At 73.2% G+C, this 21,235-nt stretch carries 12 protein-coding genes; 5 read left to right on the top strand and 7 right to left on the bottom strand.

What is annotated here, in order from left to right; translation table 11 throughout:
* Positions 1-44: 44 nt before the first annotated feature.
* From ACWD4A_RS00060 to ACWD4A_RS00030, 7 genes are all read right to left on the bottom strand, one after another.
* A complete protein-coding gene (locus ACWD4A_RS00060) occupies positions 45-902 on the bottom strand; it encodes an ABC transporter permease (protein ID WP_451187254.1) in 858 nt (285 codons plus the stop codon).
* Between the two features lie 43 nt (positions 903-945).
* Complete coding sequence (locus ACWD4A_RS00055; RefSeq protein WP_451187252.1) at positions 946-1,926, bottom strand: ATP-binding cassette domain-containing protein; 981 nt, start codon at positions 1,924-1,926, stop codon at positions 946-948.
* Between the two features lie 123 nt (positions 1,927-2,049).
* Complete coding sequence (locus ACWD4A_RS00050; RefSeq protein ID WP_451187250.1) at positions 2,050-5,418, bottom strand: type I polyketide synthase; 3,369 nt, start codon at positions 5,416-5,418, stop codon at positions 2,050-2,052.
* Between the two features lie 70 nt (positions 5,419-5,488).
* Positions 5,489-5,680 carry a ferredoxin gene (locus tag ACWD4A_RS00045; RefSeq protein WP_451187248.1) on the bottom strand — a complete coding sequence of 64 codons (192 nt, stop codon included), beginning with the start codon at positions 5,678-5,680 and terminating at the stop codon, positions 5,489-5,491.
* A 77-nt stretch (positions 5,681-5,757) separates the two neighbouring features.
* The gene (locus ACWD4A_RS00040; RefSeq protein WP_451187247.1) at positions 5,758-6,936 is read right to left on the bottom strand and encodes a cytochrome P450; all 1,179 of its coding nucleotides are present in this window, start codon (positions 6,934-6,936) and stop codon (positions 5,758-5,760) included.
* On the bottom strand, positions 6,933-8,024 hold the full coding sequence (locus ACWD4A_RS00035) for a DegT/DnrJ/EryC1/StrS family aminotransferase (RefSeq protein WP_451187246.1): 1,092 nt from the start codon (positions 8,022-8,024) through the stop codon (positions 6,933-6,935). Before ACWD4A_RS00035 ends, ACWD4A_RS00040 begins: the two co-directional genes overlap by 4 nt.
* A 65-nt stretch (positions 8,025-8,089) precedes the next feature.
* Complete coding sequence (locus ACWD4A_RS00030) at positions 8,090-9,466, bottom strand: glycosyltransferase (RefSeq protein ID WP_451187244.1); 1,377 nt, start codon at positions 9,464-9,466, stop codon at positions 8,090-8,092.
* 654 nt (positions 9,467-10,120) lie between these two features.
* On the opposite strand from ACWD4A_RS00030, the gene ACWD4A_RS00025 reads away from it, so the two are divergent.
* The 5 genes from ACWD4A_RS00025 to ACWD4A_RS00005 all read left to right on the top strand — a co-directional run bounded on the left by ACWD4A_RS00025 (position 10,121) and on the right by ACWD4A_RS00005 (position 21,109).
* Positions 10,121-10,831, top strand: coding sequence for a LuxR C-terminal-related transcriptional regulator (locus ACWD4A_RS00025; protein ID WP_451187243.1), 711 nt, complete (start codon positions 10,121-10,123; stop codon positions 10,829-10,831).
* A 217-nt stretch (positions 10,832-11,048) separates the two neighbouring features.
* Positions 11,049-13,859 carry a LuxR C-terminal-related transcriptional regulator gene (locus ACWD4A_RS00020; protein WP_451187242.1) on the top strand — a complete coding sequence of 937 codons (2,811 nt, stop codon included), beginning with the start codon at positions 11,049-11,051 and terminating at the stop codon, positions 13,857-13,859.
* Positions 13,856-16,486, top strand: coding sequence for an AAA family ATPase (locus ACWD4A_RS00015; RefSeq protein ID WP_451187241.1), 2,631 nt, complete (start codon positions 13,856-13,858; stop codon positions 16,484-16,486). The genes ACWD4A_RS00020 and ACWD4A_RS00015 overlap by 4 nt, the downstream gene beginning before the upstream one ends.
* Positions 16,483-19,212 (top strand): AAA family ATPase, encoded by a 2,730-nt coding sequence (locus ACWD4A_RS00010; protein ID WP_451187240.1) that lies wholly within the window; start codon positions 16,483-16,485, stop codon positions 19,210-19,212. Before ACWD4A_RS00015 ends, ACWD4A_RS00010 begins: the two co-directional genes overlap by 4 nt.
* A gap of 289 nt (positions 19,213-19,501) precedes the next feature.
* Positions 19,502-21,109, top strand: coding sequence for a GMC oxidoreductase (locus tag ACWD4A_RS00005; protein WP_451187540.1), 1,608 nt, complete (start codon positions 19,502-19,504; stop codon positions 21,107-21,109).
* The last annotated feature ends 126 nt before the right edge of the window (positions 21,110-21,235 follow it).

Here is a 21,235-nt window from a genome sequence, read left to right as displayed (position 1 = left end):
TCGTCATGGGCCACTGTCGACGGAGCTGAAGGAAACCAGTCGGCTCAGAGCGGACGGCGGAAGCCCACCGCCGCGAGTACGCCGCCCACGACGGCGATACCGACGCTGATGAGCAACGCGGGCAGCACGGCACCGGCGCCGGGCAGGTCGAGCGCGAGGGCGCGCGTCGTGTCGATCGCGTACGTCAGCGGGTTGGCCTTGGCGACCGTGCCCAGCCACGTGGGCAGGTCGGCGACCGGGACATAGGCGCTCGAGGCGAACAACAGCGGGAAGATCGCGATGACCGCGAGGTTCTGCATGGGCTCCGCCCGCCGCAGCCACGCGGCGGCCGCGATGAACGCCCACCCCAGGGTCCAGGTGATGAAGAGCACCAGCCCGGCCGAGGCGAGGAGCTTCCCCGCGCCGCCCTTGGGGGAGTAGCCGAGAACGGTGACGGCCAGCACGATGACGATCGCGATCTGCACCGCGGCGCGGACCAGGTTCGCCAGGCTGCGGGCGATCAGCAGCGAACTGGGGTGGATGGGAAGGGAGCGCAGCCGGGCGACCATGCCGTTCTTGAGGTCGTCCACCACCCCGATCCCGGACTGGATCGCGGAGTGCACCGCGTTGTCCACCAGGACCGCCGGCATCACGAAGTCGAGATAGCTGATCCCCTTGGGGAAGTGCGGCGGCATGCCCATCCCGCTGAACACCTGGGTGAGCATGAACAGCAGGATCACGGGCTGGGCCAGGCCGAAGACGATCACGCCGGGGTCGGTCACCAGCGCCCGCAGCGACCGGCCGGTGAGTATCCGGACCTGGGTGAGGAACGAACTGCCGTCCCACGCAATCGCCGGCCCCGGGGTGTCTTCCGGGACCGGCGGCGCTGAGTCGGGTTTTCCGAGGATCTGTTGTGTGGTCATGGAGTCTCCACGATCTGTGCGTTGAGCGATGTACACGGGCGGTTCACGAGGTGAATCCGGTGGGCCGCTCGGCCAGGGTGAGGTAGACGTCGTCGAGGGTCGGCTCCCCGAAGGACAGCTCCGTGATCTCGATCCCCGCCCCGTCGAGGGCCCTGATCACGACCGCGGCGTCCTTCGAGGCCTCGATGACGACGACGATCGTGCCGTTCGCGCGGTCCACCACCGGCTCCAGGCCCGCCCGCCGTATGGCCTCGCAGGCCACGGCCGGGTCGGCCCCGTCCTCCGGGGCCACCGTCACGGTGCGCTGGCCCACCTTGGACTTGAGCTCGGCGGCGGTGCCGCTGGCGATCACCGCGCCGGCGGAGAGCACGGCGATGGAGTCCGCGAGCCGGTCCGCCTCGTCGAGGTACTGGGTCGTGAGCAGGACCGTGGTGCCCCCGGCGACGAGGTCCTCCACGATCTCCCACAGGTTCAGCCGGCTCGACGGGTCCAGGCCCGTGGTCGGCTCGTCGAGGAAGACGACGTCCGGGTGGCCGACGAGGGAGGCGGCCAGGTCGAGCCGCCGGCGCAGCCCGCCGGAGTACGTGCCCGGCCGGCGCGCCGCGAAGTCCTGGAGGCCGAACAGCTCCAGCAGCTCGTCGGCCCTGGCGCGGGCCGCCTTGCGGTCCGCGCCGAGCAGCCGGGCCAGCAGGACGAGGTTGTCCCGCCCCGAGAGCTGGGCGTCGACCGAGGCGAACTGGCCGGTCAGCCCCACGCGTTTGCGCACCTCGTGCGGGTCGCGCGAGACGTCGAAACCGGCCACCGCGGCCTTTCCCGAAGTGGGCGGCAGGGCGCCGGTGAGGACATTGACGAGCGTGGTCTTGCCCGCTCCGTTGTGTCCGAGCAGAGCGAGTACGGTGCCCCGGCGCGCGGATACGCTCACCGAGTCCAGCGCGCGCAGGGAACCGAAGACCTTGCTGACGCCGTCCGCCTCGATCATGATGTCCTCGCCCGTCCGGGCGGTGGGTCGAGCGAGCCCGCTCATGGCTGATCTCCCGCAGATGAGTGTTCCGAGTGCCGCGCGGGGAATTTCCGGGCGGCGTGTGCCGTGGACGCGGAGGCCCACGGAGTGGGCGCGGTCCCCCGGAAGGGGGCCCGCGCCCGCGGGTCAACTCGTCGCGTCCAGCAGGCGGAACAGGTCGTCGTCACTGGCCGCTGCCAGGTCGGGAACGCCGCCGGTGGAGCCGCCCGTCCCGCCGCCCCGCCCCGCCGTCACCGCCCTGAGCCGCGCCACCGTCTCCGCGGAGAGCTCCGCACCCTCCGTGAGCAGGGACTCCAGCTCGGCCACGACGGAGTCCACGTCGCGCACCGGGGCGGCGGTGCGCGAGAGCCTGTCGCGTACGAGCCGGACGACGGCGTCCGGCGTGGGGTGGTCGTACACGAGCGTGGCCGGAAGCCGCACGCCCGTGGCCGCGATGAGCCGGTTGCGCAGCTCGACCGCGCCGACCGAGCCGATACCCATGTCCCTGAACGCCGCCCTGCCCCCCTCGGCCGATGGCTCCTCCCCGCCGAGCACCGCCGCGGTCTCGGTGAGGATCAAGTCCCTTATGAGCGCGTCCTGTTCGGGCCCGTCGAGGCCGGTCAACCGGGTGGCGAGTTCCGGTGGCCCGTCGTCGCCCGGTCCGTCGTCGGTGACGACGGCGACGGCCGCCGGGTCCACGGGAGCGGACGTCAGCCAGAACCGCCGTCGCCGGAAGGCGTAGGTCGGCAGGGGAACGGGCCGCGCCCCGGGCAGTACCGCGCGCCAGTCGACGGGAACGCCATGGGCGTGCATCCGGGCGACCGCCGTGAGCAAGGAGTGCGGCTCGCTCTCCCCGGCGCGCAGGCTCGGCGAGATGGTGGCCCCGTAGCCGGGACCGGCGGACTCCAGGCACTCGTCGATCATCGGTGTGAGTGCCGGATGCGGGCCCAGCTCCAGGAACCCGGTGACGCGTTCGTCCCGGAGCCGGTCGACCGCGTCCTTGAAGCGCACCGAATCCCGCAGGTGCCGCACCCAGTAGTCGGGATCGTGGGCGTCCTCGGCGGTCATGTGCCTGCCGGTGACGGTCGAGACGACGGGAATGGCGGGCGCGGCATAGGACAGGGTGCGGGCGATCGCGCCGAGCTCCTCCAGCAGGGGCTCCATGAGCGGCGAGTGGGCGGCACCCCGCACCGCGACCCGCCGGGACTTGTGGCCGGCGGCGTCGAGCCGGTCCGTGAGCGCGGCCAGGGGCGCCTCGGCGCCCGAGAGCACGAGGGAGTGCGGCCCGTTCACGGAGGCGATCGACACGGGGTCCGGCAACCCGGCGAGCCACGGAGCCACTTCGCTCTCCGAGATACGGACCGCCGCCATCGCCCCGCCGGGCGGCAGCGCGTCCATCAGCCTGCCCCGGGCCGCCGACAGGATGCACGCGTCCTTGAGGTCGAGCCCGCCCGCCACATGAACGGCGGCGGTCTCGCCGGCCGAGTGCCCCACCAGGCGGTCCGGGATCACGCCCCAGGATTCGAAAAGCCGGTACAGGGCGACCTGGACGGCGAACAGCGCCGGTTGCGCGTAGGTGGCGTCGTCGAGGAGTACCGCCTCCTCGGAGTCCGGATCCGCCCACATCACCGAGGTGAGCGGCCGGTCCAGCAACGGATCCATGGCGGCGCACACCTCGTGCAGAGCGGCTTCGAACACGGGGAACGCCCCGGCCGCGGCGCGTCCCATGCCGGGCCGCTGGCCGCCCTGTCCGGGGAAGACGATGGCCAGCCCGCCCGGCGGGGAGTCCTCGGCGGTGACCCCGGCGGCCCGCTCGCCGTTCCCGAACCCCGCCGCCGCGGACAGCAGTTCCGCCCGTCCGGAACCGCTGATGACGACCCGGTGCCTGTGCCGGGCGCGCGTGGTGGCCAGCGAGTAGGCGACGTCCTGCGCGGTCAGCCCGAGGTCGGCCTGCACGCGCTCGGCCAGCCGCTGTGCCTGCGCACGGAGCGCCGCCCGGCTGCGGGCGGACAGGATCCAGGGCACGGCCGTCCCGCCGTCCGGCTCCGGGATCTCCGCGGTGCCGGTTTCCGCGACGTCCTCGGCCGGCGCCTCCTCCAGGATCACATGGGCGTTGGTGCCGGTGAGCCCGAACGAGGACACGCCGGCCCGGCGCGGCCGCCCGCTCTCCCGGGGCCAGGGCCGGGCCTCGGTCAGTACGCGTACCGAGCCGGCGGACCAGTCCACCCGGGACGTCGGCGCGTCCACGTGCAGGGTTTCGGGCAGCAGGCCGTGGCGCATCGCGAGCACCGTCTTGATGACCCCGACGGCTCCGGCGGCGGCCTGTGTGTGCCCGATGTTCGACTTCACCGATCCCAGCCACAGCGGGCGTCCCTCGGGCCGCTCCCTGCCGTACGTGGCGAGCAGGGCCTGGACCTCGACGGGGTCGCCGAGCGGTGTGCCGGTGCCGTGGCCCTCCACGGCGTCGACGTCCTGCGGCGCCAGCCGCGCGTCGGCCAGGGCCTGACGGATCACGCGCTGCTGCGCGAGCCCGCTCGGCGCGGTGAGCCCGTCGGAGGCGCCGTCCTGGTTCACGGCGGAGCCCCGTACGAGCGCCAGGACGCGGTGCCCGTTGCGCCGGGCGTCGCCGAGCCGCTCCAGCAGGAGCAGCCCCGCCCCCTCGGACCAGACGGAGCCGTCGGCGCCGTCCGCGTAGGCCTTCGAGCGGGAGTCCCGGGACAGCGCGCGCAGCCGGGAGAAATGTGTGAACGGCGCCGGTGACGCCATGACGGTGACGCCGCCGGCCAGCGCCAGGGAGGACTCGCCCGACCGCAGGGACCGGCAGGCCAGGTGCAGGGCGACGAGGGAGGACGAGGAGGCGGTGTCCACCGTCAGCGCGGGGCCCTCCAGCCCGTAGGTGTACGCGATGCGTCCGGAGACCGCGCTCCCGGCGGTCCCGGCGCCGAGCATGCCCTCCAGCGCGCCCTGCCCGACGGAGGAGTTGGCGGCGTAGTCGCGGTGCGTCGCGCCGGTGAACACGCCGGTGCGGGTTCCCTGCAGGGCCGTCGGGTCGATGCCCGCCTCCTCGAAGACCTCCCAGGCGACTTCGAGGAGCAGCCGCTGCTGCGGGTCGGTCGCCGTCGCCTCCTGGTCGGACATGCCGAAGAAGCCCGCGTCGAAGTGGCCCGCGTCGTGCAGGAAGCCGCCTTCGCGCGCGTAGGTGGTGCCGGGGCGGTCGGGGTCGTCGTCGAAGAGCCGGTCGAGGTCCCAGCCGCGGTCCCGCGGGAAGCCGGACATCGCGTGGGTCTCACCGGAGAGCAACTCCCACAGGGCCTCGGGGGAATCGGCTCCGCCGGGCAGCCGGCAGGCCATGCCGATGACGGCCACGGGCTCGGCGGCGTCCGCCGTGCCGTTCGGGGGAACGCCGTCGTCGGTTCCCGCCTGCCCGGACGGCAGGTCCTGGGCCTCGGTGACGTCGAACCTCCGGCCGCCCGCGGCGGGCGGATCGATCGCGTGGTCATCTGTGTGGACGGGCACCATCACTCCCGGATCTCAAGCGCTTTCGTCGGTTGGGGAACGCGGTCGGCGGATCATCCCGGGGCGGGCGTCAGTCGTCCTGCACGGTGATCGCCTGGGACGGGCAGAGGCCGGCCGCCAGCCGGACCTTGGCCTCCTGGCCGGTGCCGGGGGCCGCGAGGACGGTGACCAGCCCGTCCTCGTCCTGGTCGAAGACCTCCGGCGCGGTCAGCACGCACTGGCCCGCTCCCACACAGCGGCCGTTGTCGGCGGTGAAACGCATGTCGATGTCTCTCCTGCGGTGGATTCGGGCCCGCCGGGCGGCCTGCGGCGCGTCCGGCGGGCGGGACCGGGCGGCGTCTACCAGCGGACCGGCAGTTCGTGCAGACCGTGCACCACGCCGTCGTGCTTGTAGGCCAGCCCCTCGGCGGGCACGGCGAGTTCGAGGGTGGGGATGCGCTCGAAGAGCTTCCGGTAGGCGATCTCCATCTCGACCCGCACCAGGTTCTGCCCCAGGCACTGGTGCACGCCGTAGCCGAAGGCCACGTGGTGCCGGGCGGACCTGGAGGGGTCGAACATGTGGGGGCACTCGAAGCTGGTCTCGTCGTGGTTGGCCGCGGCCACCAGGGGCACGATGCCCTCGCCCGCCCTGACGAGCTGCCCGGAGATCTCCACGTCCTCGACCGCCACCCGCAGGGACACCAGGTCGGCGACCGAGTGGAAGCGCAGTGTCTCCTCCACGGCCCGGTCGTCACCGATCCACTGAGGGTTCGTCAGAAGTGTGAGCACGCCGAGCGCGATGTTGTTGGCCGTCGTCTCGTGGCCGGCGATGAGCAGCAGCATCAGCACGCCCGACAGCTCGTGCGGGGCGATCGAACCGGTGGCCAGCAGCCGGCTGACGAGGTCGTCGCCGGGCCACTTCCCCTTGATCTCGACCAGCCGGCCGATGTAGCGCAGCAGGTCCTTGGAGGCGGCCTGCCGCTGCTGGTCGGTCGAGGCGCGGAGGGCGACCAGGGTGCGCGTCCTGGACTCGAAGAACTCGCGGTCGGTCGGCGGCACGCCGAGCAGCGACGAGATCACCAGGGACGGGATGGGCAGCGCGAAGTCGGCGACGAGGTCGGCGGAATCGCCGGCGGCCAGCATGGCGTCCAGGCGCGCCTCCACCGTGAGTTCGATCGCCGGCCGCATCTCCCGGATCCGCCGGACGGTGAACTCCGGGATGAGCGCCTTGCGGAACCGGTCGTGCTCCGGGGAGTCCAGCCCCACGAACCAGCCCGGGATCTGCGCCTGCTTGGGCACCCCCAGGCTCTCGCCCACGTTCGGGAAGCCCTTGTGCTCGGGGTTGGAGCTGATCTTCGGGTTGGTCAGTACGGCGCGTACGTCCTCGTGCCGGGTGACCAGCCAGACCCGTTCGCCGTTGGGCAGCCGCGAGGGGACCAGCCCCTCCTGCCCGCGGTAGTCGGCGTAACCGGGTGGCGGGAAGGGCACGCCGGGACCGCGCAGCGGGAACTCGACCACCTGCGGTGCGGATCGCGTCATGTGCGGACATCCCCTCGCGGACGGGCCGGCCGGCCGACGCCGTAGAACGTGCGGATCGCGCCGATCACGAAGTCCTGGTCGGCGGCGGTCAGCCCGGTGTGGGTGGGCAGGTACAGCCCGTCCTCGGCGAAGTCGTTCGCCTTGAGCGAGGGCCAGTCGGGGTGGAGGTACATGGGCTGCCGGCTCATCGGCTTGAAGAAGAGCCGGGTCTCGATGGACCGGTCGGCCAGGAACGCCCGCAGCTCCTCACGGCGTTCGGCCCGCAGGTCGTACATCCACAGCACGTCCCGGGGCGGCATCAGCGTGATGCCGGGGACGTCGGCGAGGCCCTCGTCGTAGCGCTTCTCGATCGTGCGGCGCGCCGCGAGGATCTCGTCCAGCCGCTCGACCTGGCCCAGGGCGACGGCGGCCTGCATCGCGGTCATCCGGTAGTTGTAAGCGACCTTCTTGTGCAGGAAGTTGTGTTCCTTGGTGAAGGCCATGGCGCGCAGATGCTCCAGCTGCCCGGCCAGCCTGGGGTCGTCGGTGAGGCAGACACCCCCTTCGCCCGAGGTGATGATCTTGTTGGCGAAGAGCGAGTAACAGGCGATGTCCGCGACCGGGCGGACGCCGTGGGCCTCGGCGCAGTCCTCCACCACGCGCAGGTTGTACTGGTACGCGATGCCCATGATCGCGTCCATGTCGCAGCGCCGGCCGTAGATGTGGACGGGCATGATCGCCTTCGTCCGCGCGGTGATCTTCTCCTCGATGCGGGTGACGTCGATGTTCAGGTCGTCCCCGCAGTCGACGAACACGGGCGTCGCGCCGGTGTAGGTGACCGCCCACGCGCAGGCGATCATCGTGAACTCGGGGACGATCACCTCGTCCCCCGGGCCGATGCCCAGGGCCCGCAGGGCCAGGGTGAGGGCGGCCGTCCCGGAGGAGCAGGCGACACCGTGCGCGACCGCGTTGTAGTCCGCGAAGGCGCGCTCGAAGCGCTGGACCATCGGCCCCTGGGACGATATCCAGCCGTCCTCGACGGTGGCGGTGACGTATTCGAGCTCTCTGCCGTCCAGGGCGGGCCTCGATACCGGGTACGTGAACGACATCGTCGGTTCCTTCCTCCTTGTGTGTTGGCGGTGTGTGGCGGTGTGCGGCGGGTGTTCGTGTGCGCTCAGGTCAGGGCCGGGAGCCCGAGAATCCGGGCGGCCGCGGCCTCCCGGCCGCCCGCCGCGCGCTGCAGGACCCCGAGCCGCTCCGCGTTCCCGCGGAAGGAGGGGGTGCCCAGCACCCGCTCGATCTTGTCGACGACGTCGCCGGGGTGGATGGTCTGCGGCCGGTCCAGGGTCAGGCTGATGCCGAAGTCCCGGCCGCGGGCGGCCTGGTCGAAGCAGTCCACCCACAACGGCCGCACCACGAGCGGCTTGCCGAAGTACACACCTTCGTTGAAGCCGTTGCCGCCGCCGTGCGTGAAGAACACCTTCACGTTCGGATGGGCCAGGACGTCGAGCTGCGAGGGAACCCACCTCTCGATGCGCAGGTTGGCCGGCAGCGACTCCTCGGGCGGCAGCAGCCGCTGCTGTTCCTCGGACAGCTTCCACAGCACCTGGTGCCGGCCTTCGAGCCGGCGGGCGACCTCCACGACGGAGGCGACCTCCGCCCGGGTCAGCCGGGTGATGGTGCCGAGCCCTATGTAGACGACGGACGACTGGGCGTCCAGCCACCCCGAGAGGTCCACGTCGTCCGGGGCCTCGGGCAGCGGCGGCACCATCGCGCCGACCAGCCGCATCTTCTCGGGGATGTCGAAGGGGTAGTCCAGCTCCGCGATCGAGTTGCACAGGACCAGCTCGGCCTGCTCGATCCTCGCCATGAGGGTGAGCGTCGGGAGGCCGAGCGACTTGCGCCGCCGGTGGTCCGTCATGAGGACCCTGCTCATCCTGGGCGTGCAGAACATCGTGACGGCCCGTACCTTGAACAGCTCGTTGCTGACGCGCTGGGCGAGGCTCATCCTGCCCGGCAGCCCGGTGTGCGGGACGGGGAAGCCCCTCGGGGTGTAGCTCTTGCCGAAGGGGGTGAAGGCCGTCAGCACATTGCTCGGCAGGAACGGCACGCTCAGCACGTACGGGATCCCCCGGGCGACGGCCAGGTCGATCGCGAAGCCGCTGATGCAGTCGATGACCATCAGCGCCGGCCGCACCTCGTCGACGACGGCCGCGAGCCGGCGGTACTTCATGTCCTGCAGACCGGGCTTGAAGGACTGCCTGACGACCGCGCGGTGGGCCTTGAAGCGCGAGCTCTGGGTGACCTCGCGGTAGACCTCGTCGCTCCAAGTGACCGCGGACAGCTCGGAGACGACATCGCCCAGGGAGGCGAACTCCACCGGAGAGCGCTCCGCGATCCGTTTCACATCGTCGCGCCGCGGCTCGTCGGTGGCGAACCAGAGGTCCTCCACTCCCTGGCGGGAGAGCTCGCCCGCCAGTACGAGCAGCGGGTTGAGCAGGCCGCTCTCCGGAAGACTGACGAAGAGGATCGGCCGTCGGGCGGAGTCCATGGGTTCCCTTTCGGCGGTGGCGGGGGCTCGTCGAGCACGCCCCCGTGCGGGTCGGCTGGCCGTACTCACCTTTGATCTCACGCCGGTCGCCGGGAAATCCTTAGACTCCGCCGCCCGCGGCCCGGTCCCTCGCCCCCCGGCGGCCCGCGCGGCGGGTGCCGTGTCCCCCGGTGACGGTCGGCCCGGTCCGAGTTCCCGGGCGTCCCGGAAGACGCGTGACGCGTTTTTGTCGAGATCGTGGCAATCAGGAGTAGCGGGTACTCGTCCGTGTATTCCGGCGGTGAATTCAACGCGGCAGCCAGACGTTCTTCAAACGCGGCAGCCAGGTGTTCTCATTCGCCACGCCGTCACGGCCCGGCGCCCGTTGCCGCGCCGCCCGCCGCGGCAACCGAAACCCCCGCATGCAGTCGGACCGTGATTGAACATGTACGGAGAGTGAGAGGCGGGCCCGGTCGTGGCGTGAAAGGACGGCTATTGGCGCGATTTCGGCCGTACAAGGGCACCGAAGTGACGGATCGCGACCGAACCTTTTCCGGTCGGGCCGCAGGTTTAAGCGACTTCGCAATGGCGGTTGTTGCCCCTTGCACCGGTGGCTAACTAGCCTTCGATTAATCACACCGGCACATGAAGTTTCATGAAGGGGATCTTCCCTTGTTGAACGCAATGCCCACGCTCATTGATTCGGCCCGGTTCGAGGAAGACGGCGACGCGTCGGACCGGGACGGCCGCGCGGCCGTTCGCCAGCAGCCCGACCAGGCGGGCATGTGCGTGGCGGGGCTCGACGCGGCCCTGACCATCCAGAAGGCGAACCAGGAATTCTTCCGGCAGTTCAACGGCTCCTCGGAGGAGCTGTGCGGCCGCAGCATCCGCGATGTGGTGCACCCGAGCGTCCAGCAGCCGCTGTTGCGCCAGTTCTCCAACCTGCTCGAAGGCAGGCATCAGCGCTTCGTCACTCCCGTCATCGCCGTGCGCCCCGGCGAGGGGTCCGCTTTCACCGTCCCCCTCACCGCGGTCGCGGTGCGCGGCGGACTGCCCGGTACCAACGCGATCCTCGTCATGATGCCCACGGTCGGGGACGCCGAGGGGACGCGTGTGGTCACCAACCGGAAGAAGATGCTGTCCGTCATGGACGCACGCATCCTGGAGGGCATCGCCGCCGGCATTTCCACCGTCCCCCTGGCCTCACGCCTCTATCTGAGCCCGCACGGCGTCGAATACCACGTGACCTGTCTGCTGCGGAAGTTGAAGGTGCCCAACCGCGCCGCGCTCGTCTCCCGCGCCTACTCCATGGGCGTGCTCAAGGTCGGCACCTGGCCGCCCGAGGCCGTGGAGGACTTCGTCAAGTCCGAAAGGAAGGCTTCGTGAACTGAGGAGATACGGGGGCCGGAGCACGACGTCTCCCGCTCCCGACGACGCCGATCCGGCCAACTCTCCCCGCTCTGACTCAAAGCCCTGTGGAATTGTCCAGTTCCTCTCCTTAGTGTCATGTCGACTGGATCATGCAGGCCGATTCCCCCCGGGGGCCGGCCGCCGGCGCGCCGATCGTCAACGGGGCCGCGGCCGGCCTCGCGAAAGGAACGCTGTGGCGGCCAGCACCGAGACACGTCATGAGTCGTCCCAGGACCTTGTCGGCCGCTCCGCCGAACTGAACAGTGTGCTGCGGCAGGCCGCCACGGCCCGGGAGGGAACCGCGCGGGCCGTACTGGTCCAGGGCCCCGCCGGAATCGGCCGGAGCAGCCTGCTGGCCGCCGCCGTCACCCGCCTGCGGGCCGACGGCTTCACCGTACGCACCCTCGGCGGCGGGACCGGACCCGGCCGGGGCCCCGACCTGCCGGCCCTTCCCGGCGGTCCCGTACCGACGGAACCCGAAGGACCGTCGTCCGCACCGCCCGACCCGTACACGGAGTGCCGCCGGCTGCACGGCCGCATCCTCCGCCTGCTGGCCGACGGCCCGCTGGCCCTCGTCCTCGACGATGCCCAGGGGTACGACGAAAAGCTCCTGCGCCGCCTGGACTTCGTCCTGCGCAGAGTCACCGCCCACCCCCTCTTCGTACTTCTCGCCCAGCGCACGGAGAGCGACGGCTCCGGCGACGCCGTCCTGGCCGAACTGCTGGCCCAGGACCGGTGCACCCTGCTGGAGCTGGGGCCCATGAGCGAGTCCGGCACCGGACGGCTGATCGACCGGGCGCTGGGCGGGCCCGTCGACCCGGACTTCGCCCGGCGCTGCGCGGAGATCTGCGGCGGCAACCCACTGCTGCTCGGGCGGCTGCTCGCCGGACTGCGCACGGCCGGGATCCGCCCCGACCGCGACAGCCGGCACCTGCTGCACACGGTCCACGGCGGCGTACTCGCCTCGCTGATACCGGACTTCCTGGCCCTCCAGCCCCGCTCCGTACGGCAGGTGGCCACCGCCCTGGCCGTCCTCGGCCAGGCCGAACCCGACCTGCTGAGCGTGCTGGCGGGCGTCTCCGGCCGGCGCGCGGAGGCCGCCCTGGGCGTGCTGCGCCGGTTCGAGGTCGTCGTCCCCGGAGGACGCGGGCCCGCCATGCGCGACCCCCTCCGCGAGGCCGTCCTCACCGGCATGCCGGCCGACGGCCTGCAGGAGCTGCGGGCCCGGGCCGCCCGGCTGCTCAACGACGCCGGCCGGCCGGTCGGCGACATCGTCGGCCAACTCCTCTTCCTGGAACGCATCGACGAACCCTGGATGCTCGCCGTGCTGCGCGACGCCATCGCGGAGCGCGGCGACGCCGCCACCGGGGACATCCTCGGCTGCCTGCGGCGCGCCCTGACGGCACGGCGGACGGCGGCCGAACGCAAGGACATCCACCGGGAGTTGGCGAGGGCCTACGCCCCGACGGACCCGGCCGTCGGGCTGGCCCACCTGCACGAGGCGCTGGCCGCCGCCACGGACGCCCGGGAGAAGGCCGCCATCGCCATGGACTACGGCCTCTCGGCCGTCGGAACCCACCAGGCGGCCGACGCCGCGCGCACCCTCGGGCTCGTCCTGGACGGCCTCGACACCGACCTGGGCGCCGACCCCGGGCCCGCCGACCGCGAACTGCGCACCACCATCGCCTCGGCGCTCCTGGTCACCGCCGTCAACGACAAGGCGGCCATGTCCTGGGTCCGCGAACGGGCCCGCACCTGGACACCGCCGCGCGGCGACAGCCCCGCCGAGCGCCAGTTGCTGGCCGCCATGAGCACCATGGCGTGCCTGGACGGCAGGTCGGCCGAGGGAGCGGCCGCACTCGCCCGCAGGGCCCTGCGGGTCGAGGAGACCACCGGCGCCGGCTGGTGGATCGTCGGCTGCTCCACCGTCCTCGCCCACGCGGACGCCGCCGACGAGGCACTGGCCAGCCTGGAGCGCTTCTCGGCCGGCGACCCCGACCGCCACGGCGCATGGGCACGGGTATGGGCGCTGTCCGTCCGGTCCCTCACCCTCCACGACACCGGCGACATCGGCGGTGCCCTGCACCACGGGCGGGCCGCGGTCGCGCTCGCCGAGCGGGCCTGGCCGGACGACCCCGCACCCACACCCCGGCTCGCCCTGAGCGGTTCCCTGCTCTCCGCGGGCTTCACCGCCGAGGCCTGCCAGGTACTGGACGAGGTCGTGCGCACCGACGCCGTGCTCGAACGCCGCATCTTCGATTGGCACCACTACCTCTACGTCCGGGGCCGGGCCCTGCGTGAACAAGGCGACCTGGAAGGCGCCCTGGCGGCGTGGCAGCGGTGCGGACGCAGCCTGGAGGAAGCCGGCGTGGCCAACCCGGTCATGGCCCCCTGGTGGCTGCCCGCCGTCACCACCCTCGTCCGCCTCGGCCGGCCCGCCGAGGCCGCCGCGGTCGTCGAGCGGATCCAGCCGGCCGTACGGCGCTGGGGCACCCCCCGGGCCATCGGCCAGGGCCTGCTCGCCGCCGCCTGCGTCGCCGAGGGCCGCGCCCGGCTGCGGCTGCTCGGCGACGCGGTGGACGCCCTGTCCTCCTCCCCGGCCCGTATGGAACTCGCCAAGGCCGAATTCCAGCTCGGCCACGAACTGCTGCGCCACGGCGACGCCGACGGCGCCCGCCGCCATCTGCGCCTCGTCATCGAAAGAGCCACGCACAGCGGGTACCACCTGCTCGCCGCCACGGCCCGCCGACTGCTGGTCAGCGCGGGCGGACGGATGCCGCAGCTCGCCGCCAACCCGCTCGACTCCCTCACCCACAGCGAGCGCCGCGTGGCCGCCCTGGCCCAGGACGGAGCGAGCAACAAGAAGATCGCCGAGACGTTGTTCATCACCACCCGCACCGTGGAGATGCACCTGACCAACGTCTACCGCAAACTCGACGTACGCGGCCGCGCCGAACTGCCCGGCGGCCTCCGCCCCGCCGACCTGCTGGCGGCGGGCAGATGACCAGGACGACGGACACGACCCCGCCCTCCGGCCGGCCGCCCGGCGGCGGCTCAGGCGAACCCTCGCCGCTCGCCGGACGCGAGGAGGAAGAGGCCCTGCTCTCCGCCGCGCTGCTGTGCCTCGGCCAGGGCCGGCCCGCGCTCGCCGAGGTGCACGGCCCGCCCGGCATCGGCCGCAGCGCACTGCTGGACCGCGCGGTCGTCCTGGCCGGACGGACCGGCGTCCGGGCCGTCACCGCCCAGGCAGGCATGGAAGACGCCGACGTGCCCTACGGCCTCGCCCGGCAACTGCGCGGCGCCCTGACGCGCGGCGGCCACGCCACGGCACCGCCGCCCCGGCCGGGCGCACGGGACGACGAACGGGCCGCCCTCTGCGCCGAGTTCCTCGCCGCCGCCCGCACCGAGCCGCTGCTCCTCGTCGTCGACGACGTCCAGTGGGCCGACCCGGAGTCGCTGCGCTGGCTGCAGAGCCTCGCCCGCCGCCTCGCGGACACCTCCCTGATGCTGCTCACCGCCCGCAGCGACGCCTCGCCCGCAGGCCCCGACGACCGCATCGCCCCCTGCCCGCTGGACGGCGACCGGACCGTCGACCAGTACGTTCTTCCCCTCGGCCCACTGCCGGACCCGGCCGTCGGCCGGGTCCTCGACCGGGCCTGGCACACCCCGGCCGACCCCGCGTTCCGGGAGGCGGCGATACGCGCCGTCGACGGAAACCCCGCGCTGCTGCGCTCGGTCGTCAGCCGGTTCGCACGCCACGACTGGCAGCCGACCGCCGATCACCTGCACCGGCTCGCCGACTGCGCCGCGGAGTCCGTCCGGCAGCGCACCCGGTACCTTCTCGCCGAACTGCCCGAGGAACTCCGCGACGTCCTGCGCGTCGTCGCGGCCGCCGGGCCCGACTGCACCCACTCCATGATCACCGCGCTCGCCGGGGCACGCGCCCCCCACGCACTCGCCCTGCTCTCCGGGACCGGCCTGCTGGTCCCCGGCGACCGGCCCGCCTTCCGGCACCCGGCGGCGGCCGGAGCCGTCCTGGCCGACCTGAGCGTCCGGAACCGCGAGGAACTCCACAGCCGCGCCGCCGCGTGGGCGTACCGGACCGCCGCCCCCGACAGCGCGGTGGCCCGCATGCTGCTGAACGCGTGGCCCGGCGGCGCCGACTGGGCCGCCGGACTCCTGCGCGGCGAGGCCGCCCGCCACCGCGCCGTCGGCCGGCCGGCCGACGCCGCCCGGCTGCTCCGGCGCGCCCTGCTCGAACCGGTGCCGCCCGACCTGCGCGCCGACCTGCTGACCGAACTCGCGGCCGCCGTCCTGCCCTCCGACCTCGAAGCGGCCGACCGGCACCTGCAGCAGGCCATGCTCGCGTCCGTCGGCACCGCGGCCGGACCCGCCTCCGTCCGCACCGCCGAACTCCTGGTGGCCCACGGCGACATGGCCGCCGCACAGCCGCTGATCGCCTGGGCCGCCGGGTGCGCCGCACCGGACGGCGGCGACGCGAGCACCCTGCGCGCCCTGTACTGGCTCGCCGAACAGAGCGAACCGGAAGCCGCCCACGAGCTGGACCGCGCCCCGGTCCCGCCGCTGCCCCAACAGCCCGCGGGACCGGCGGAAGCCGCCGCCGCGGCCTGGCGCACCGCCCTGCGCGGCCAGGACATCGACCGCGCCCGCCGACTGGCCCGCACCGCCCTCGCCCCGGACGCCCGCCATGGCGCGCCGCTCCTCCTCCGGGTGGTGGCCTGCCACGCGCTGGTGCTCAGCGGCGACCACGACGAGGCCCGTACCGCCCTCGACACCGTGGTGGTGGAGGCCCGGTACGCGGACGTGCGGCCGGTGGCCGGCCTGGCCCTGCTCGTCAGCGGTCTCGCCGAACTGGGCAGGGGACGGCCCGACGCCGCCGCGGACGTGCTGGACCGGGCCCGGGAGACCGTGCCCGGCCACCGCGGCTCCCCGTTCCCCACCCCGGGGCTGACCGCACTCGCGGCCCTGCTGCGGCTGGAACGGGGCGAGCCGGACGAGGCCGAACGGCTGCTCACCCTGATCGGCCCGCACCGCACCGGAGCCGGACTGACCGGCGCCCTCCTGTGCTACACCCGCGGCCGCACCCACCTGGCGCGCGACCGCCGGGAACAGGCCCTGGCCGACCTGCTGGAGTGCGGCCGCAGGCTGCTCGCCCGGCAGGTGACCAACCCCGCCTTCCTGCCCTGGCGCCGGGCCGCCGCCTCGGCCTGCGCCTCGCCCGCCGACCCCGTGGCCGCCGCCCTGCTCGCCGAGGAACAGCACCTCGTACACACATGGGGCGCCCCCGGCGCCCCGGCGGATGGCGAACGGCCCCCCGGCCCCGCCCCGCGCGCCACCACTCCGTCCGGCCGCCGCACCGCCCACCCCCGGGCCCGCGACGACCGGCCGCCCGCCACCGCGTCGGCGCCCCGGCGGGAACTGACCGCCGCCGAACGGCGGGTGGCCGTACTGGCCGCCGACGGCCTGCCCAACCGGGCCATCGCGGCCGAGCTGTCCGTCACCCCGCGCGCCGTCGAACTGCACCTGACCAAGACCTACCGCAAGCTGGGCATCCAGGGCCGGCCCGAACTGGCCGCCGCGCTGGGACACCGACCGAAAGCGAGACCATGACACCCCTTCGCGGCCGGCAACACGAACTCGACCTGATCACCGCTGCGATGGAGTCCGCCCACCGGGGCGACGGCCGTCTGCTGGCCGTGGCCGGCGGCATCGGCAGCGGAAAGACCGCCCTGCTGCGGCGGCTGCCCGCGCTCGCCGGATCTCGCGGGCTGCGCGCCCTGACCGTCGGCTGCGCTGCACAGGAACAGGACTTCCCCCTGGGCGTCGTGAGCCGGCTCCTCGACCCGCTTCCCGGCTGCCGGTCCCTCGACCTCGGCCCGGACCGGTCCGCCGACTTCCTCTCCCACGTCGTCGAGTACAGCGCGGACAAGCCCCTACTGATCCTCGTGGACGACCTCCAGTGGGCCGACCCCGCCTCCCTGCGCTGGCTCGGCGGGCTCGCCAGACGGCTGCCGGGCCTGCGCGTCACCGTGGTCGTCAGTGTGCGGGAGGGCGAGCCGGGCGCGGACGCGCCACCCGTACAGGCACTGATCGAACACGCCGCCTCCTGCCTCTGGCTGGCCCCGCTGTCGGTGGAGGCCGTCGCCGCCCTCGTCGCCGACCGCCTGGGCCGTCCGGGCCGCCCCGCGCAGATCGCCGCCCGCCACAAGGCGTCGGGCGGCAATCCCCTGTTCCTCACCGCGGCCCTGGCCGACCTCACCCCCGACGGGCCGAAGGCCGGGCACGCCCCCGACGGGCCGGAACCCCGGTACGTGGCACTGCGCGAGCGCCTCGCCGTCGCCCTGCGCTCCCAGCCCGAACCGGTACGCCGCCTCGCACGGGCACTGGCGGTCCTCGACGAGGAGACCGGACTCGAACTGACCGGCCGCCTCGCGGAACTGGACACCGCGGGCAGCGAGGAGGCCGCCCGCTGCCTGCGCCGCCTCGGCCTGCTGACCGACGGTCCCGCGCCGCGCTTCGTCCACCCGTCCGTACGGGAAGCCGCCGAGGAGTCGATGACACTCGCGGAACACGAGGACATCCACCTGCGCGCCGCCCACCTGCTGTACAGCGACGGCCACCCGGCCGAACGCGCCGCCGCCCAGCTCCTCGCCGTCACCTCGGGCACCAACGGCTGGACCGTCGAGGTGCTGCGGTCCGCCGCGACCGCCGCACGGCGGCGCGGAGCCCCCGCACAAGCCGCCTGCTACCTGCGCCGCGCCCTGCTCGGCAGTTCGTCTTCCGGCGCCGACCGGGCGGCCCTGCTGCTCGACCTGGCCGCATCGGAGCGCGACGTCGACCCGCACGCCGCCCTGCGCCTCCTCTCCCAGGCGCTCCTCCTGCTCCCCACACCCACGGGGCGCGCGCTCGCCGCCGCCCGTACCACGCCCTCCCTGCTCGGCGGCTGCCCCCCGCCGGTCATCGACACCGTCGCCAAGGTGGCGGCCGAACTGGGCGACCCGGACGGCCTCACCGGTGTCGAACGCCAGGCCGCCCTGCGGCTGGAGGCCCGGCTGCGCCATGTCGCCGTGGCCGGTCCCGGCGAAATAGCCCGCTGCGCCGAGCGGTTACGGGCCCTCGGCAGTACGCCCCCGATGCGCACCGCCGCCGAACGCGAACTGGCCGCCGTGCTCCTGCACGGCGCCACCGTGACCCAGCGGATGACCGCCACGGAGGCCGCCGTCCAGGCCAACCGCATCCTCCAGCACGAACCCGCGGCCCCCGACCACGTCCACACCGGGCTGACCCTCCTGTGCGCCGTACTGACGGCCGCGGAATCGCTGGAGGTCATCGGCCCCTGGCTGACGACCGCGCGGGAACGCGCCCGCCGGGACGCGACTCCCGTCCCCCAGGCGATGATCGCCGTCGAGCTCGCCCACACCCTGCTGGCCCGGGGACGGCTGCAGGACGCCAGGGCCCACGCCGAGGAGGCACTCACCCTCGGCGTGACCGAATGGGCCACGCTGCCCTCCCTGACCGCCGTCGTCACGGTCGCCCTCCACAGCCGGGACGCCGGACTGACCCGGCGCCTGCTCGCCCACCGGTACGCGACCGCCGACCACGATTTCCGGCCCTCCCCCCTCCAACTCCTCAGAGGCGCCGTCGCGGCGGCCAAGGGAGACCCGGCAACGGCCCTGGAGTACGTCCTCGACTGGGGCCGCTCGGCGGAACGCGCCGACTGGCGCAACCCCGCCCTCGCCCCCTGGCGCGCCTGGGCGGCCGGGCTCCAGCACCGGCTGGGCCGGCTCCAGCCGGCCCACGACCTCGCCGACGAGGAGTACGAACGGTCCGTGGCCTGGGGCACCCCCACCGCCATCGGCCGCGCCCAGCGGGTCCGGGGCGCGATCACGGCGGGGGAGCGGGGCATCGAACTGCTCCGCGAGTCCGCCGACATCCTGGAGCGGTCCGTGAACACCATGGAAACGGCGCGGACCGACCTGCTCCTCGGCCGGCGGCTGCTGGCCGCCGGCCGGTTCGCCGAGGGCGAGGTCCGGCTGCGCCGGGCCCGCGACCGGGCCCTCTCCTGCGGCGTGCCGTGGATCGCCGACCGGGCGTACCGGGAACTCGCCGCCCCGGCCGGTTCCCGGAACCCGGTGGCGGCACTCACCCGGGCCGAACGCAGGGTCGCCGGGCTCGCCGCCCACGGCACGCCCAACAAGGAGATCGCCGAACGGCTCGAAGTGAGCTCCCGAGCCGTGGAGAAACACCTCACCAGCGCCTACCGCAAGCTCCACGTCGCCGGACGGTCCGAACTGGCCGTGCTGGCACCGCTGCTGCCCGGACCGGAGGGCGTCTGAGCCGTACGGCACGGGCCGCTCCCGCCCGTGCCGTGACCGTACCGAACCGAAGCCCCCGGAACCGCCGGCGACCGAACCCCCGGGCCCGGTGACCACAGGGTTAGCCCGGCCCGGTCCGGATCGCGTTGACAGTCCTGACGCGGTGTCCATAGCGTCCGTTCCGGACCGAATCGTGGCGAGACACTTCGCCGGCCGTGCCGTTCCGCCGGCCCTCGGATCCGCCTTCCTCTCCCCGAAAGTTCAGGAGATACACAGCGTGTCAGCACACCAGCATCTGTCGCGCCGCCGCATGCTCGGCCTGGCGGCCCTGGGCGCCGCGGCGCTCGCCGGCCAGAGCACGATCACCGCCGCCCCCCGTGCGGCCGCCGCCGGCACCGGCGGCGACGGCGGGACGTTCGTCCCCGCCGTCGTGGTCGGCACCGGCTACGGCGCGGCCGTCTCCGCACTGCGCCTCGGCGAGGCGGGAATCCCCACGCTGATGCTGGAAATGGGCCAACTGTGGAACCAGCCCGGCCCGGACGGCAACGTCTTCAGTGGGATGCTCAGCCCCGACAAGCGCTCCAGCTGGTTCAAGAACCGCACCGAGGCCCCGCTCGGCAGCTTCCTCTGGCTCGATGTGATCAACAAGGACATCGACCCCTACGCGGGCGTGCTGGACCGTGTGAACTTCGACCAGATGTCCGTCTATGTGGGACGCGGCGTCGGCGGCGGCTCCCTCGTCAACGGCGGCATGGCCGTGACGCCGAAGCGCTCGTACTTCGAGGAGGTCCTGCCGCAGGTCGACGCGGCGGAGATGTATGACCGCTACTTCCCGCGCGCCAACACCGCGCTCCGGGTCAACCACATAGACCACGGCTGGTTCGAGGACAGCGAGTGGTACAAGTTCGCCCGCGTCTCCCGGGAACAGGCCGGCAAGGCCGGTCTGGGCACCGTCTTCGTCCCCAACGTCTACGACTGGGACTACATGCGGCGCGAGGCCGCCGGTGAGGTGCCGAAGTCCGCGCTGGCCACCGAGGTCATCTACGGCAACAACCACGGGAAGCAGAGCCTCGACAAGACCTACCTGGCGGCCGCCCTCGGCACCGGCAAGGTCACCATCGAGACGATGCACCAGGTCAAGAGCATCCGCCAGCAGAAGGGCGGCGGGTATGTCCTGACGGTGGAGCAGAAAGACGTGAACGGCCGTCTGCTGGCCACCAAGGAGATCGGCTGCCGCCACCTCTTCCTCGGCGCCGGCAGCCTCGGCACCACGGAACTGCTGCTCCGCGCACGGGAGACCGGCGCCCTCCCCGACCTCGCCCCCGCGGTCGGCGCCGGCTGGGGCCCCAACGGCAACATCATGACCGCACGGGCCAACCACATGTGGAACCCCACCGGCGCCCACCAGTCGTCGATCCCCGCCATGGGCATCGACGACTGGGACAACCGCGACGCCCCCGTCTTCGCGGAGATCGCCCCCATGCCCGCCGGCCTGGAGACCTGGGTCAGCCTCTACCTGGCCATCACCAAGAACCCCGAGCGCGGCACCTTCGTCTACGACGCCGCCCGCGACGCGATGAACCTCCGCTGGACACGCGACCAGAACACCCCCGCGGTCAACGCCGCCAAGTCGCTGTTCGACCGCATCAACAAGGCGTGCACGACCGTCTACCGGTACGACCTCTTCGGCGGCAAGGCCAAGAACTTCGCCGACGACTTCTGCTACCACCCGCTCGGCGGCTGCGTCCTGGGCAAGGCGACCGACAACTACGGCCGTGTCTCGGGCTACAAGAACCTCTATGTGACGGACGGTTCGCTCATCCCCGGCAGCATCGGGGTCAACCCCTTCGTGACCATCACCGCGCTGGCGGAGCGGAACATCGAGCGCGTCATCAAGCAGGACATCACCGCGTCCTGAACCGCGGGCCGCAGGCGCTCCCCGCGCGGTGTCGCGTCAAAGCGGGGGTCCGGGCGAGGGCTTCGCGCGGCGATATGCCGAACAGTTCGGCGTCGAAGTCGGCGGCCTGCGCAAGGAATCCACCCT

Source organism: Streptomyces sp. NPDC002537, from assembly GCF_053594975.1.
The sequence above is the reverse complement of the archived record's forward strand: the minus strand, read 5'-3'. Positions and strand labels throughout refer to the sequence as shown.

Bases quoted from the DNA above. Each gene is read 5' to 3' on its own strand.
- ACWD4A_RS00060 (WP_451187254.1), bottom strand. From the start codon at position 902: ATGACCACACAACAGATCCTCGGAAAACCCGACTCAGCGCCGCCGGTC.
- ACWD4A_RS00055 (WP_451187252.1), bottom strand. From the start codon at position 1,926: ATGAGCGGGCTCGCTCGACCCACCGCCCGGACGGGCGAGGACATCATG.
- ACWD4A_RS00045 (WP_451187248.1), bottom strand. From the start codon at position 5,680: ATGCGTTTCACCGCCGACAACGGCCGCTGTGTGGGAGCGGGCCAGTGC.
- ACWD4A_RS00040 (WP_451187247.1), bottom strand. From the start codon at position 6,936: ATGACGCGATCCGCACCGCAGGTGGTCGAGTTCCCGCTGCGCGGTCCC.
- ACWD4A_RS00035 (WP_451187246.1), bottom strand. From the start codon at position 8,024: ATGTCGTTCACGTACCCGGTATCGAGGCCCGCCCTGGACGGCAGAGAG.
- ACWD4A_RS00030 (WP_451187244.1), bottom strand. From the start codon at position 9,466: ATGGACTCCGCCCGACGGCCGATCCTCTTCGTCAGTCTTCCGGAGAGC.
- ACWD4A_RS00015 (WP_451187241.1), top strand. From the start codon at position 13,856: ATGACCAGGACGACGGACACGACCCCGCCCTCCGGCCGGCCGCCCGGC.
- ACWD4A_RS00010 (WP_451187240.1), top strand. From the start codon at position 16,483: ATGACACCCCTTCGCGGCCGGCAACACGAACTCGACCTGATCACCGCT.
- ACWD4A_RS00005 (WP_451187540.1), top strand. From the start codon at position 19,502: ATGCTCGGCCTGGCGGCCCTGGGCGCCGCGGCGCTCGCCGGCCAGAGC.